7 protein-coding genes and 1 pseudogene are annotated in these 15,249 nt (G+C 73.1%); 7 read left to right on the forward strand and 1 reads right to left on the reverse strand.

The genetic code is table 11. The annotated features are described in order from the left end of the window. Positions 1–246: 246 nt before the first annotated feature. The 4 genes from MMF93_RS20065 (at position 247) to MMF93_RS20080 (ending at position 4,899) form a co-directional block, all read left to right on the forward strand. Positions 247–858, forward strand: coding sequence for a response regulator transcription factor (locus tag MMF93_RS20065; RefSeq protein WP_003948568.1), 612 nt, complete (start codon positions 247–249; stop codon positions 856–858). Between the two features lie 402 nt (positions 859–1,260). Continuing rightward, positions 1,261–1,968 (forward strand): sigma-70 family RNA polymerase sigma factor, encoded by a 708-nt coding sequence (locus tag MMF93_RS20070; protein ID WP_114023444.1) that lies wholly within the window; start codon positions 1,261–1,263, stop codon positions 1,966–1,968. Positions 1,969–2,190: 222 nt separating this feature from the next. Continuing rightward, positions 2,191–3,696 (forward strand): IMP dehydrogenase, encoded by a 1,506-nt coding sequence (gene guaB, locus MMF93_RS20075; RefSeq protein ID WP_242753463.1) that lies wholly within the window; start codon positions 2,191–2,193, stop codon positions 3,694–3,696. 93 nt (positions 3,697–3,789) lie between these two features. Next, positions 3,790–4,899 (forward strand): GuaB3 family IMP dehydrogenase-related protein, encoded by a 1,110-nt coding sequence (locus MMF93_RS20080; RefSeq protein WP_242753465.1) that lies wholly within the window; start codon positions 3,790–3,792, stop codon positions 4,897–4,899. 503 nt (positions 4,900–5,402) lie between these two features. Here the strand turns inward: MMF93_RS20080 and MMF93_RS20085 are convergent. Then, the gene (locus MMF93_RS20085) at positions 5,403–6,665 is read right to left on the reverse strand and encodes a nucleotide sugar dehydrogenase (protein ID WP_242753468.1); all 1,263 of its coding nucleotides are present in this window, start codon (positions 6,663–6,665) and stop codon (positions 5,403–5,405) included. A gap of 344 nt (positions 6,666–7,009) precedes the next feature. Here MMF93_RS20085 and MMF93_RS20090 point away from each other — a divergent pair, with 344 nt between their 5' ends. From MMF93_RS20090 to MMF93_RS20100, 3 genes and pseudogenes are all read left to right on the forward strand, one after another. Beyond that, on the forward strand, positions 7,010–8,716 hold the full coding sequence (locus MMF93_RS20090) for a glycerol-3-phosphate dehydrogenase/oxidase (protein WP_242753470.1): 1,707 nt from the start codon (positions 7,010–7,012) through the stop codon (positions 8,714–8,716). A gap of 251 nt (positions 8,717–8,967) precedes the next feature. Further along, positions 8,968–9,780 (forward strand): annotated as a pseudogene (locus tag MMF93_RS33805) (serine/threonine-protein kinase); the annotation flags it as partial. Between the two features lie 2,139 nt (positions 9,781–11,919). Beyond that, positions 11,920–15,192, forward strand: coding sequence for a protein kinase (locus tag MMF93_RS20100; protein WP_242753474.1), 3,273 nt, complete (start codon positions 11,920–11,922; stop codon positions 15,190–15,192). Positions 15,193–15,249: the final 57 nt, after the last annotated feature.

Here is a 15,249-nt window from a genome sequence, read left to right on the forward strand (position 1 = left end):
AAGAAGGAGCGAGCGCCGTTTCAATGAGGGGATGTTGCTGCTCTGTGTACGGTTGCTCACGTAGAGTGCTGAGAGCGGTACCGGGAAGCCGTAACTCTTTCGGGTGACCGTCGTTGAGAGAGCGAAAGCGATTGACTCGGAACCGGCCGGGGGCACACGTGTCCGAGGCCGTCAATCGCGAGGTGACGATTCTTCCCAAGCAGCCTGGAGGCTCAAGGTGATGCGCATCAGCAGCGGAGGGCGGTCATGACATCCGTCCTCGTATGCGACGACTCCCCGCTCGCCCGAGAGGCCCTGCGCCGCGCGGTCGCGACCGTGCCCGGCGTCGAGCGTGTGACGACGGCGGCCAACGGCGAGGAAGTCCTCCGCCGCTGGGGCGCCGACCGGTCCGACCTGATCCTGATGGACGTCCGGATGCCCGGCCTGGGCGGAGTGGAGACCGTGCGCCGGCTGCTCTCCGCGGACCCCGGCGCCCGCATCATCATGCTGACGGTCGCCGAGGACCTCGACGGCGTGGCGCTGGCCGTCGCCGCGGGCGCGCGCGGCTACCTGCACAAGGACGCCTCCCGCGCGGAGCTGCGCGCGACCGTCACCCAGGCGCTGGCCGACCCCACCTGGCGGCTCGCCCCCCGGCGGCTGCGCTCGGCCGAGATGGGCGCCGCTCCCACCCTCACCGCGCGGGAGATCCAGGTGCTGGAGGGCATGAGCCACGGCCGTTCGAACGCGGAGATCGGGCGGGAGCTGTTCCTGTCGGAGGACACCGTCAAGACCCACGCCAGGCGGCTCTTCAAGAAGCTCGGCGCCTCCGACCGCGCGCACGCGGTGGCCCTCGGCTTCCGCTGGGGCCTCGTCCGCTAGCGCACCGCTTCCCCTCGGCGTGCGGCCGGGAGGTGCCCAGGCGGCGGGCAGGTGTTCCCGCCCCCGTGGACGCCCCTGGCCGACTGCCGGTCAGCCGTCGGCGGGCGGCTCCGGGCCCGGCGCCCCGGACGTACACGCCGACCGGCCCGGCGGCTTGGTCCCAGCTCCGTGCCGGCTCTGTCCCGGCTCCGTGCCGGGGCGGCGATCCCACGGGCGCTGCCGCGGCATCCTGAAAATCTCGCGCGTGTCGCATGCTTGTTGTATGGAGTTCCTCGGGGACCGTTCGGTCAGGCGTGAGGGGAGGGCATGGACATGAGGGCCAGTGCGCCTGCTCATAACGCTTCGGCTCACATCCACGGACGCGGTGCGGCGAACGGCGCGGCGTCGGTGCACCATGGACCGATGCGCGACGACGAGAACGGGCCGCCGCCCGGGCCCGTAAACGGCCAGGGGCCGGTCGTCGCGAGCGCGGAAACCGCCACCGGTGCCGGCGCGGCCGCGGGTGCCGAGAGCGGTGCGGACGCCGCGGGCGCCGCGGAGGCGGCCAGGGTCGCGAAGGTCAGCCGGCTCGTCCAGCGCGCCGTCGAGGGGGACCGCCAGGCCACCCACGACCTGCTCGCCCACGTGCATCCGCTCGCCGTGCGGTACTGCCGCACCCGGCTGACGCGGCTGCCCGGTGACGCGCGTCACTTCGTCGACGACCTCGCGCAGGAGGTCTGCATCGCGGTGCTCTGCGCGCTGCCGCGCTACCGGGACACCGGAAAACCCTTCGAGGCGTTCGTCGTCGCCATCGCCCAGCACAAGGTCGCCGACCTCCAGCGCGCGGCCATGCGCGGCCCCGGCTCCACGGCGGTGCCGTCGGACGAGATGCCCGAGCGCCCCGACGACTCCCTCGGCCCCGAGGAGCGGGCGCTGCTGAGCAGCGACGCGGAGTGGGCCAAGAAGCTCCTCGCCAATCTGCCCGAACACCAGCGCGAGCTGGTGCTGCTGCGGGTCGCCGTCGGGCTGACGGCCGAGGAGACCGGACAGATGCTGGGCATGTCACCCGGAGCCGTACGCGTCGCCCAGCACAGGGCGCTCAGCAGGCTGCGGGCGCTGGCCGAGCAGTAGGGACCTGCGGCCCGCGGGACGACGACTTGCGGTCCGCGGGACCACGGCAGGCGGCCCGCGGGACCACGACAGGTGGTCCGGCGGGGACGCCGACCGTGCCGTCGCGCCGGGGTTTTCCACAGGCGGTCCGGTCACCCTCACCGGGCCGATAGCATGGAGATCCGGCCGGGGCAAGCAGTGGTTCCCCGCGCAAGCGGGGGTGGACCGCATGGGAAAGGTGTCATGACTGAAAACGTCGACGGAGTGCCCGCCAAATTCGCCACTCTGGGCCTGACATACGACGACGTCCTGCTGCTGCCGGGCGAGTCGGACATGGCCCCCCAGGACATCGACACCGCGTCGTACGTCTCGCGGAACGTGCGGGTCAACGTGCCGCTGCTGTCCGCCGCCATGGACAAGGTCACCGAGGCCCGGATGGCCATCGCGATGGCCCGCCAGGGCGGCGTGGGCGTCCTGCACCGCAACCTGTCGATCGAGGGCCAGGCCAACCAGGTCGACCAGGTCAAGAGGTCCGAGTCCGGCATGGTGGCCGACCCCATCACCATCCGGCCCGACGCGACGCTGGAAGAGGCGGACGCGCTGTGCGGCCGGTTCCGGATCAGCGGCGTCCCGGTCACCGACGGCGCGGGCAAGCTGCTGGGCATCGTCACCAACCGCGACATGGCCTTCGAGCTGGACCGCAGCCGCCAGGTGCGCGATGTGATGACGCCGATGCCGCTGGTCACCGGGCAGGTCGGCATCTCCCGCGAGGACGCGATGGAGCTGCTGCGCCGCCACAAGATCGAGAAGCTGCCGCTGGTGGACGGCGCGGGCACCCTCAAGGGCCTCATCACCGTCAAGGACTTCGTCAAGGCCGAGCAGTACCCCAACGCGGCCAAGGACGGCGAGGGCCGCCTCGTCGTCGGTGCCGCCGTCGGCGTGGCCGGTGACGCGTACGACCGCGCGCAGGCCCTCATCGAGGCGGGCGTCGACTTCGTCGTCGTCGACACCGCGCACGGCCACTCCCGGCTGGTCGGCGACATGGTCGCCAAGATCAAGTCCAATCATCCGGGCGTCGACGTCGTCGGCGGCAACATCGCCACCCGCGACGGCGCCAAGTCGCTCATCGACGCGGGCGTGGACGGCGTCAAGGTCGGCGTGGGCCCCGGCTCCATCTGCACCACCCGCGTCGTCGCCGGGATCGGCGTCCCGCAGGTCACCGCCATCCACGAGGCGTCGCTCGCCGCCCACGAGGCCGGCGTCCCCGTCATCGGCGACGGCGGCCTGCAGTACAGCGGCGACATCGCCAAGGCCATCGTCGCCGGCGCCGACACCGTCATGCTGGGCAGCCTCCTGGCGGGCTGCGAGGAGTCCCCCGGCGAGCTGCTGTTCATCAACGGCAAGCAGTTCAAGTCCTACCGCGGCATGGGCTCCCTCGGCGCGATGCAGACCCGCGGCGACAGCAAGTCCTACTCCAAGGACCGCTACTTCCAAGAGGGCGTCAGCGGGGACGACAAGCTGATCCCCGAGGGCGTCGAGGGCCAGGTCGCCTACCGCGGTCCGCTCTCCGCCGTCGTCCACCAGCTCACCGGCGGCCTCAAGCAGTCGATGTTCTACGTCGGCGGCCGCACCGTGCCCGAGATGAAGGCCCGCGGCCGCTTCGTCCGCATCACCGCCGCGGGCCTCAAGGAGAGCCACCCCCACGACATCCAGATGACGACCGAGGCCCCGAACTACTCGCGGCGCTGACGCGTGGGACCGAGGGGGGTGCCGGGCCGTACCCCGCCGCGGGCGGCGGGGATACTGGGGCGCGGCACACCAGAGTGAGAGGCAGTAGTAGACGTGACTGAGATCGAGATCGGGCGCGGCAAGCGCGGGCGCCGGGCGTACGCCTTCGACGACATCGCCGTGGTGCCCAGCAGGCGCACCCGCGACCCGAAGGAGGTCTCGATCGCCTGGCAGATCGACGCCTACCGCTTCGAGCTGCCGTTCCTCGCCGCGCCCATGGACTCCGTCGTCTCGCCGCACACCGCCATCCGCATCGGCGAACTCGGCGGCCTCGGCGTCCTCAACCTCGAGGGCCTGTGGACGCGGTACGAGGACCCCGAGCCGCTGCTGGCCGAGATCGCCGAACTCGACGAGGCCACGGCCAACCGCCGCATGCGGGAGCTGTACGCCGCGCCCATCAAGGAAGAGCTGATCGGGCAGCGCATCAAGGAGGTGCGCGACTCCGGCGTCGTCACGGCCGCCGCCCTCTCCCCGGGGCGCACCGCCCAGTTCTCCAAGGCGGTCGTCGACGCGGGCGTGGACCTGTTCGTGATCCGCGGCACGACTGTCTCCGCCGAGCACGTCTCCAGCGCGGCCGAGCCGCTGAACCTCAAGCAGTTCATCTACGAGCTGGACGTGCCGGTCATCGTGGGCGGTTGCGCCACCTACACCGCCGCCCTCCACCTCATGCGCACCGGCGCCGCGGGTGTTCTCGTCGGCTTCGGCGGGGGCGCCGCGCACACCACGCGGAACGTGCTGGGCATCCAGGTGCCGATGGCGACCGCCGTCGCCGACGTCGCCGCGGCCCGCCGGGACTACATGGACGAGTCCGGCGGCCGCTACGTCCACGTCATCGCCGACGGCGGCGTCGGCTGGTCCGGCGACCTGCCCAAGGCGATCGCCTGCGGCGCCGACGCGGTGATGATGGGCTCGCCGCTCGCCCGTGCGACGGATGCGCCCGGCAAGGGGCACCACTGGGGTATGGAGGCGGTGCACGCGGATGTGCCGCGTGGCCGTCGTGTGGACCTCGGTGCGGTCGGCACGGTGGAAGAGGTTCTTCTCGGTCCCTCCCACACGCCTGATGGGTCCATGAACTTCTTCGGTGCGTTGCGCCGGGCGATGGCCACCACGGGGTACTCCGACCTGAAGGAGTTCCAACGAGTAGAGATCACCGTCGCCCGCTAACCCCCTGCGGGGCGCACCTCCCCCACGCCCCTCACCTATGTGGAGCGGGCCCCCCATACCTCCCCCTTTACCAGTGGGGCCAGCCCACCCCCGAAGGGCTGCTCTCTCCCTGAGGGGCTCCGCCCCCCAGACCCCCGGCCCCTCGCCGGGGAGGCTTTGGGGCGGCGCTGCCCCCCAAAGGCCCCCCGCTACGGGGGCTCCGCCCCCCTAGGAACCCCCGCCAAGGGGCTCCGCCCCCTGGACCCCCACACAAGAGAGCACCGCAGAACGCATGCGCTGAGTCGTCTCACTCATGAGGGGAACTGGCTCTCCTCCAGGGGGCTCCTAGGGGGGACGGAGTCCCCCGTAGCGGGGGGCCGTTGGGGGGCGGAGCCGCCCCAACGCCCGGCCGGCGAGGCCCCGGGGGTTTGGGGGCGGAGCCCCCGACCACGGCCGAGGGCACCTCAGCGAAAGAAGGGGAAGACCACAGGGGGCAGGGGGCGCAGCCCCGAAAAGAGGAAAGGTCACAGCCGGTGCGCAGCACCAGTGGGGCTCACGCCCCGAGTGTCCAGCAGCAACTGCGCCTTCGCCGCAATCCCCTGCAAATCGTAAACCCGATGATTCTGCAACAGCAGAGTGAGATCCGCCGCGGCAGCGGCCTCGTAGAGGGAGTCGGCGCGGGGCACGGGCTGCCCCGCGACCCGCCACTGCGGTACGTACGGATCGTGGTAGCTCAGCTGGGCGCCGAGCTCTTTGAGGCGTGAGGCGACCTCCCGCGCGGGGCCGCCTTCCTGGCTGGCGAGGTCGGGTTTGTAGGTGACTCCGAGCAGGAGGACGCGCGCTCCGCGCGCGGATTTGCCGTGCTCGTTGAGCAGGGCGGCGGCCCGCTGGGAGACGTAGCGGGGCATCCGTTCGTTGACTTCCTGGGCGAGTTCGACCATCCGCAGGGGGTAGCCCAGAGAACGGCTGTGGTAGGCGAGGTAGTTGGGGTCGACGGGGACTCCGGGGCCGCCTACCCCGGGTCCTGGCCGGAAGGACTGGAAGCCGAACGGCTTGGTCTCGGCGCACCGCACGACGTCCCACAGGTCGATGCCCAGGTCGTGGCAGAAGACGGCCATCTCGTTCATGAGGGCGATGTTGATGTGCCGGTAGTTGGTCTCCAGGAGTTTGCTGGTTTCCGCCTCGCGGGGCCCGCGGGCGCGCACGACCTTGTCGGTGAGCCGCCCGTAGAACGCGGCGGCCGCCTCGGTGCAGGCGGGGGTGAGCCCGCCGATGACCTTGGGGATGGTGGCGTAGCCGTACCCGCGGTTGCCGGGGTCGACGCGGCTGGGTGAGCAGGCGAGGTGGAAGTCGCGCCCCGCGCGCAGCCCGGAGCCGTCCTCCAGCAGGGGCCGGACGACGTCTTCCGTGCAGCCGGGGTAGACGCTCGATTCGACGATGACGGTGGTGCGGGGCCGCAGCCGTGCGGCGAGGGTGCGGGCGGCTGTGCCTACGGCGCTCATGTCGGGTGCGCGGTTGGCGCCCAGCCCCGTGGGCGCGCAGATGACCGCGGTGCGTACCCGGCCGAGTACGGCCGGGTCGGTGGAGGCGCGGAACCCTCCGGCGAGCATGCGCCGTACCTCCGCGGCGCTGAGCGGGGCGTCCTGCGGGGGGCGGCCCGCGCCGAGGTCGGCGACGGTGGCGTCGTCGGGGTCGTAGCCGAGGGTGCCGATTCCGTTCGCCGTGGCGGCCTGGGCGAGCGGCAGCCCCGAATGGGTGAGTCCCAGCACGGCGAGATCTGCGGGCATGGCAGCGGTCTTCCCTTCCCCTTGTCGGCCCGGTCCCGTCCCCGGGCAGCACCGGGAGTGGCGAGCGGCGCTCATTAAGGTTAAGAGCCCATATGACAGACAAGTCGGATTGCGCGCTCAGCAGGGCCGACGCTCAGTCAAACTCGCGGGAATGGGGGACCATCGTCAGGGGGACCACAGGGTCCAAGGGGTCCGCTGGGCCCACGGGGGCGGTATACGGCGGTATACGAGGTCAGCACCCGCAGGGAAAAGGCACACCAGACGCAGGGAACGGACACAGCGGTAACCCACAGCGAAAGCGCGCAGCGAGACGCGCACAGCGGACGCGTACCAGGGAGGCAGCAGTGAGGACAGCGGCACTGGGACCGGAGCAGCGCGCCGGGGCACTGGCGAGGATGGCGGAGGCCGAGCTCGACGTGCTGGTGGTCGGCGGCGGCATCGTCGGCGCGGGCACGGCGTTGGACGCGGTCACCCGCGGCCTGTCCACGGGGATCGTCGAGGCGCGTGACTGGGCCTCGGGGACGTCGAGCCGTTCGAGCAAGCTGATCCATGGCGGGCTGCGGTATCTGGAGATGCTGGATTTCGCACTGGTGCGCGAAGCGCTCAAGGAGCGCGGGTTGCTGCTGGAGCGCCTCGCGCCGCATCTGGTCAAGCCGGTGCCCTTCCTCTATCCCCTCCAGCACCGGGCCTGGGAACGCCTGTACGCGGGATCGGGTGTGGCGATGTACGACGTCATGTCCGTCTCGTCGGGCCACGGGCGCGGTCTGCCCACGCACCGTCACCTCTCGCGCCGTCACGCCCTGCGGGTGGCTCCCGCGTTGCGCAAGGACGCGCTGGTGGGCGCTTTGCAGTACTACGACGCGCAGGTGGACGACGCCCGCTTCGTCGCCACGCTGGTGCGGACCGCCGCCGAGTACGGGGCGCACGCGGCCAACCGCGCGCGGGTGGTCGGCTTCCTGCGCGAGGGCGAGAGGGTTGTCGGCGCGCGCATCGAGGACCTGGAGCAGGGGGGCGTGTTCGAGGTGCGGGCCCGTCAGGTCGTCAACGCGACGGGCGTGTGGACGGACGACACGCAGGGGCTGATCGCCGAGCGCGGCCAGTTCCACGTCCGCGCCTCCAAGGGCATCCACCTGGTGGTGCCCAAGGACCGCATCAACTCCTCGACGGGGCTGATCCTGCGCACCGAGAAGAGCGTGCTGTTCGTCATCCCGTGGGGCCGGCACTGGATCGTCGGCACCACCGACACCGGCTGGGATCTGGACAAGGCGCATCCGGCGGCGTCGAGTGCCGACATCGACTACCTGCTCGACCACGTCAACGCGGTGCTGGCGGTGCCGCTCACGCGGGACGACGTGGAGGGGGTCTACGCGGGGCTGCGGCCGCTGCTGGCCGGTGAGTCGGAGGCGACGAGCAAGCTGTCGCGCGAACACACCGTCGCCCACCCGGTGCCGGGGCTCGTGGTCATCGCGGGCGGCAAGTACACGACCTACCGGGTGATGGCCAAGGACGCGGTCGACGAGGCCGTGCACGGGCTCGACCACCGGGTCGCCGACTGCGTCACGGAGGAGGTGCGGCTGGCGGGTGCCGAGGGCTACCACGCGCTGTGGAACGGCCGGGCGCGGCTGGCCCAGCGTGCCGGGCTGCACGTGGCCAGGGTGGAGCATCTGCTGGGCCGCTACGGCTCGATGACCGAGGAGGTGCTCGACCTGGTCGCCGGGGATCCGAAGCTCGGTGAACCGCTGCCCGCGGCCGACGACTACCTCAAGGCGGAGGTCGTCTACGCGTGCACGCACGAGGGCGCCCGCCACCTGGACGACGTTCTGACGCGCCGTACGCGCATCTCCATCGAGACGTTCGACCGCGGGACGCGCAGCGCGCGCGAGTGTGCCGAGTTGATGGCGCCGGTGCTCGGCTGGGACACCGACCAGGTCGACCGTGAGGTCGAACACTACGAGAAGCGGGTGGAGGCGGAGCGCGAGTCCCAGTTGCAGCCTGACGATCAGACGGCTGACGCGGCGCGGCTGGGGGCGCCGGACATCGCCCCGGTGTAGAGGTCCGCGTGAGGTCCGTGTGCGTTTCCGGCGCGGGTCTGTGCGAGCCTGTCCCGGCGGGGGGCCCGGCCGTGGGTCCCCCGTTGGACTGGTCGTCCCCGCAAGGGCTGTTGGACGTGTGAACCCCGGTAAGAAGTGGTGGGGCTGTGGTGTAACCGTGCCGCCCCCGTACACGTCTTGTCAGGACGATGGTTCACAATGAAGGCTCTGCCGGGGGCGGGCTCTCACGCAGAGGGGACACAAGGGGATTCATGAGCGAGGACACGGGACGGCTGGTAGGCGGGCGCTATCGGCTCGGGGGTGTCCTCGGGCGCGGCGGTATGGGCACCGTCTGGCGTGGCGAGGACGAAGTCCTGGGCCGCCGTGTCGCGGTGAAGGAGCTTCGGTTCCCCTCCAGTGTCGACGAGGAGGAGAAGCAGCGGCTCATCACCCGCACCCTGCGTGAGGCGAAGGCCATCGCCAGGATCCGCAGCGGCAGCGCCATCACCGTCTTCGACGTCGTCAACGAGGACAGCAGGCCCTGGATCGTCATGGAGCTGGTCGAGGGCCGCTCGCTGGCCGACCAGATCAAGAAGGACGGGCCGCTCGAACCGCAGCGCGCCGCGCAGGTCGGGCTCGCCATCCTCGACGTGCTGCGCGCCGCCCACCGCGAGGGCATCCTCCACCGCGACGTGAAGCCTTCCAACGTGCTGCTGGAGGACGGCACGGGGCGCGTCGTCCTGACCGACTTCGGCATCGCCAAGGTCGAGGGCGACCCGTCCGTCACCTCCACGGGCATGCTGGTGGGTGCCCCTTCCTACATCTCGCCCGAGCGTGCCCGCGGCAAGCCTCCGGGCCCGCCGGCGGACCTGTGGTCGCTGGGCGGTCTGCTGTACGCCGCCGTCGAGGGCCGCCCGCCCTATGACAAGGGCTCCGCCATCTCGACGCTGACGGCCGTGATGACCGAGCCCGTCCCCTTCCCCGAACACGCGGGCGAGTTGCACGAGGTCATCGCGGGGCTGCTGGTGAAGGACCCGGAGAAGCGGCTCGACGTCAGCGGGGCCCGCCTGCTGCTGGAGCCGGTCGCCTCCGGGCTCAAGAGCCCCCTCGGCCCGTCGGGACGCGATGGCGGCGATCCGGGCCGCACGTCCGTGCTGCCCCGGGTGGAGGCGCCCTCCGCCTCGTCACCGTCGTCGTCACCGGCCTCGTCGTCCGGCAAGGGCGGTGCCCGGTCGGGTCCCGCCTACAGCGCCGGTACGACGGGCGGCAGGCGCAAGCGGCGGTCCGAGGGCACCAGTTCGGGTGAACGGCTGCGTGGCGCTTTCAAGTCCGTGCGCAACGCGGCGGGCGCCGTCGGGGCCGGCGCAGCCGGCGCGGGTGCGGCGGGCACCGGTCGCGGCACCGACTCCGGCCCTCGCGGCACCGACTCCGGCCCGGGCTCCCGGCCGGGCGCCGGTTCCCCGCCGGGAAGCGGTTCGCCGTCCTCCGGTTCGGGGCACGAAGCCGGTTCAGGGCACGGAGCCGGTTCGGGTGGTCCGCAGCAGGGAGCCGGCTCCGGCAGCGCGTACGCCGATGGACAGCGCGGTGCGGCTGCGTCCTCGGGGGCTCCGGCGGCCTCGTCGCCCTCCGTGCCGCCCGTTCCGTCGAGCCCGCCGTCGGCCCCGCGCACACCGCCGCGTCCGTCGTCGCCGCCCACCACGTCCTCGACGACCCCGCGGACGGGCCCGCGGACCGAGAAGCCCGCGAGCGGCACGAGCACGGGTGGCGAGACCACCGGCGGCAAGGGCGCGGGTGGCGCGACCGATTCCCGCGACGGCGGTGCGGCGAGCCGCCCGTCGAGTGGGCGCACGACGGGGAACGGCACGGGCGCGTCCGGCGCGTCAGGTGCCTCCTCCCGGGGGTCCGGGCGGGAGAAGACCGGGCAGCCGTCCGGCGCGTCGTCCGGCTCCGGGGCCGCCTCGGGGCCCGGCTCGGCCACCAAGGGCAAGGACGCCAAGGGCAAGGACCAAGACAAGGGAGCGAAAGACGGCGACGGCAAGGCCGGGGGTGGAGCGGGTGCCGCGTCCGCTCCCGGCTCCAGCGCCGCCTCCACTTCCACAGCCGCCTCCGGCTCTGCGACGGGTTCGACCTCCGGCGCGGGGGAGGGTGCCGGCGCGGGGGAGAGCGCCGGATCCCGGCTCCCGGGTGCCGCCACCGGTGCGGGGCCGCTGCCGGCCGCCGGCAGCGGCGGCCGGGCACTGCCCCCGGAGAGCGGGGGCAGTGGCGCGATCACGTCGCTGCGCGATCTGAGGGATCTGCCCGAGCTCCGCAAGGGTCTGCCCCCGCGGACGCTGGCGCTCGTGGCGGGGGCCGTGGTCGTCGTCATCGTGGTCATCGTCGTGCTGGTGGTGAGCCTGAGCAGCGGCGGCGACGGCAAGGGCGACGACGCGTCCGGCAAGGGCTCGGCCACCGCGGGCGCGGAGAAGGCCGGCAGCAGCGGTTCCAGGGAAGGACAGGACGCCGGCGCGGCGAAGGACGGCGGGAGGTCCGACGGCGCGCAGGACGGCAAGGGCGACGAGGGTGACGAGGGCGACAAGGACGGTGGCGAGGACGAGGCGTCCGGCTCCGGTCTGCCGGACGGCTACGGGCAGGTGAAGGACGGCAGGTTCCACTTCTCCGTCGCGATGCCCGACGGCTGGAAGCGCTACGGCATAGCGGGCAGCAACTCGGGCGGCAAGTACGCGGCCGACTCGGGCGGTTATCCCCGGATCCAGATCGACCGCACGAGCAGCCCTGGCGCGGACGCCGCCAAGGCCTGGCGTCAGCAGGAGTCGGCGGCCACGAGCAAGAGCCCCGGCTACAAGTCGCTGGGCATCGAGGCGGTCGAGTGGCGGGACTATCCGACCGTCGCCGACTGGCAGTTCCTGCGCGAGGAGGACGGCAAGAAGGTCCACGTCCTCAACCGGGGCTTCAAGGTCGATGACGAGAACGGCTACGCGATCCTCATCACGTGCGAGGCCGACGCCTGGCAGGACGAGGAGTGCGAGACGCTCAGGGACACGGCGTTCGAGACGTTCAAGCCACTGTGACCGCCCGCGCCGCACGGCAACGGCGGCGGTAGCGGGCCCGGTCGCGGTGACGCGCGCGGTTCCCGGACGTATCGTGGCAGACGCAGGCCGTCACCCTCCGCAAGCGTGCGGAGAGGAAACGGAGTTGGCGGCCTCGCGCACGGTTGGGGAGGCGTCGTGGAGGGACACGCGGAGTACGCGGGACGGCTGTTGGCCGGCCGCTACCGCCTGCCCCTGCCGCCCGCCGACGCGTACGAGCTCGCCGAGTCGCCGGCCTGGGACACCGCCGGCGGCCAGGAGGTCCTGGTGCGCCAGGTGCCGCTGCCCGAGGTGGTCGAGGCGGAGGTCGTCGAGGCCGATCCGCTCGACGACGGCCGGGGCGGGTACGGGCACCGGGGCGGTCTCGCGGCACACGGTGCGGCGGAGCCGGGCAGGCCCTGGTATCCCGGCGGGCCGGGTGGCGGCCGGGCGACCCGGCGTCCCGACGACCCGGCGGTGCGCAGGGCGATGGAGGCCGCCGTCGCCGCCGCGCAGTTGCCCGACCATCCGGGGCTCGACCAGGTCTTCGACGTCTTCGTGGAGGACGACGGGCTGTGGATAGTGAGCGAACAGGTGCCCGCCCGCTCCCTCGCCGCACTGCTGTCCGAGCGCCCACTGAGCGCCCACCGCGCCGCCGAGATCGCCGCCGACCTGCTGGCGGCGCTGGGGGTCGTGCACGTCCACGGCTGGGTGCACCGGAACGTCACCGCGCGCACCGTGCTCATCTGCGAGGACGGCCGGGCGATGCTCACGGGGCTGGCTGTGGGGGCCGCCGAGGAGGCGCTGTGCGGGTACGACCCGCTGCCCGAGGCGGACGAGCCGGGGGCCGCGCCCGCGCCGCCTGAGAGCAGTCCCGGAGGCGACGGCGCCCCCGGGGCCAGATCCCAGCCCCCGGCACAGCCCCAGCTCCCGGCACAGCTCCGGACTCAGGCACAGCCCCGGACTCAGGCACAGCCCCAGTCACAGCCCCAGCCCCGGACCCCCACGCCTGACGCGGTGCCGGCGACCTGGACGGGGCGCAGGCTTCCCGAAGGCTTCACGGCGCGCGGGGAGGACCCGTACGACCCCCGCGGTCAGGGACGGGGCATCTTCGGGTTCGAGGGCATCGACCCCGACGAGGAGGTGCGCGGGCCGCGCGGCCGAGGCGTGCGCCGCCCCGGTTCCGGCGACGGCGGTGAGCCGGGTGGTGACGGAACAGCGGACCCGGCAGCGAAGCCGGCGGCGGACCCGACAGTGGACCCCGCAACGGACCCGCTGGCGGCGCGCGCGGCCCGGCGCGGTGCGATCGCGGCGTACCGGGAGGGCGCCCAGCGCGCCGTCGCCGACACCCGGAGCGCGGAACGCCGCGCCGGTGGCCCGGGCATCGAGCACGGAGGCACCCCGCAGGGTGCCGGCGCGGGGGATCACCGTCACCAGGTCACCGACTGGTGGTCCACCGCGCAGGGTGGCCGAAACGGCGGCGGCGACGGGCACCATCCGCCCGGCGCGCTGGACGACGAGGTCCGCTGGTTGTCGTCCGACGAGGACGAGGTGCGGCCCGACGCGCTGGAGGAGGGCGGCGGGGGGCGCCGGGTCGAGCGGGACGAGATCTACGGACCGCGCGCGGCGGGCCCCTACGGTGCGGGGGTCTCGCCCCACGGGGGGAGCGGTCCGACCGCGCTCCCGGGCGCGCGGCGTCAGGACAGCCGCAGTGTTCCCGCGCAGTGGACCACCGGGCCCGAACGCCCGGACGAGACGCGCCGCCACCTTTGGGGGCTCCCCGCCTCCTCCCCGAACGGGGAAGCCGACGGGGACGCCGGCCAGGACGCGCAGCACGGAGAGGACGGCCTTCACGGCGAAGGTGCCCTCCAGGACGAGCACGTGTTTCCCGGGGAGGACGGTTCCTACGCCCCGGAGCCTGGCGGCGTTCCCCCTGACCGCTCCTGGGGGGAGGCAGCGGAGGCGGAGGCCGTCGGGGGGCGGTTCCGCGGTCCTGCGACGGCGCTGGCGGCCGAGCGGGCGCGGCACGCCCGGATGACGGTCGTCGGCCCGGTGACGGAGCGCTGGGCACCCGAGCAGGCCGGTCCCGTGTACGAGAACTGGCGGCTGGCGCCGCCCGTCGGTCCTGCCGCCGATCTGTGGGCGCTGGGTGCGCTGCTCTTCCGCGCGGTGCAGGGCCACGCGCCCTACCCCGAGGACAGCGCCGCCGAACTGGTGCAGATGGTGTGCGCGGAGCCGCCCGCCTTCGCGGAGGACTGCGGTCCGCTGCGCCCCGTCGTCGAGTCGCTGATGCGCCAGGACCCCACGGAGCGCCCGGACTTCGAGGAGCTGCGCGGCTGGCTGCGTTCGCTCGTCCGTTCGGCGCCGGAGCCGGATGTGGGGCTGCGGACGGTGACGGCGCCGTCGCTCGAACCCGGCGGCCCCTCCGACCCGCGCAGGCTGCCGATCGTGCGGCGGCGCGGCGAACTGGTGCGCAGACGTCGCCGCTCCAGGCGCCCTGACGACCGGCGCCGCCCGCGCCGCGAGCGCGCGCAGCCGAGCGCCCCCGCCCCCGTCACGGCGCCCGATCGCACGCAGGTCATGGCGCCGGAGCGGCTGCCTGAGTACGAGCCCGCCGGGGCGCCGACGCAGGCCGTGCCGCGTGGGAAGAGGGAGCGCGAGCAGCGGTCGGGCGGAGCCGGACCGCGGCGGCTGGGTCTGGTGATCCTGGGCCTTGTGCTGCTCGGTATGGCGGCGGCGGTGGCGTTCGTCATGTGGTTCCTGCCGGACGGCGAGAAGGGCGGGGGCAACCAGAAGGGCTCCGTCGTCGTACCGGAGGAGCAGGACCGTGCGCCGGCGGACGGGGACGAGAGCGGCAAGGACGGAAGCGGCAAGGACGAGAGCGGCAAGGACGGCGGCGAGAGCGGCAAGAAGGGGGAGGGCGGCAAGGGGTCCGCGTCGTCCGCCGGGCCCGGGGCGAAGTCCCCGCGGGCGCCCGAGGGGTACAAGACCAGCCAGGACCCCGCGGGGTTCCGGATCGCCGTGCCCGAGGAGTGGGACAGGCGCTCGGCCAACGGGCGCGGGCAGGTGCGCTACAACGGCGGTCAGGTGGAGATGGTCGTCGTGGGCGGGCGGGACAGCACGGAGAAGTATGGCAAGGACCCGATGGCCTACCAGAGCGAGGACGAGCCGGAGCTGTCCGCCTACCGCGCCGCGGACTGGGCGAGTACAGGCGGACTCCGGCGCATCGACGTGGGCGACACCGCCATGGCGGAGGGCACGTTCTCCTGGCGTGAGGGCGGCGGGCGGCAGGTGTACGCCCGCAACCGGGCGATGATCCTGGACGGTCGCTACCACGTGCTGCTCGTGATCGGTTCCAAGAGCCACCGTGCCGAGATCGACCGCCATTTCGAGGCGGTCGCCGACACCTACCGTGTCACTCGCGTCCGTTGACGGTCACAGGTCTGTGAACTCGGTGGCGCTCGCGTTTCCGGTTGGTTCAGGGTGGAG

The organism is Streptomyces tubbatahanensis, assembly GCF_022699385.1.
GTDB classification, from domain to species: Bacteria; Actinomycetota; Actinomycetes; order Streptomycetales; family Streptomycetaceae; genus Streptomyces; species Streptomyces diacarni.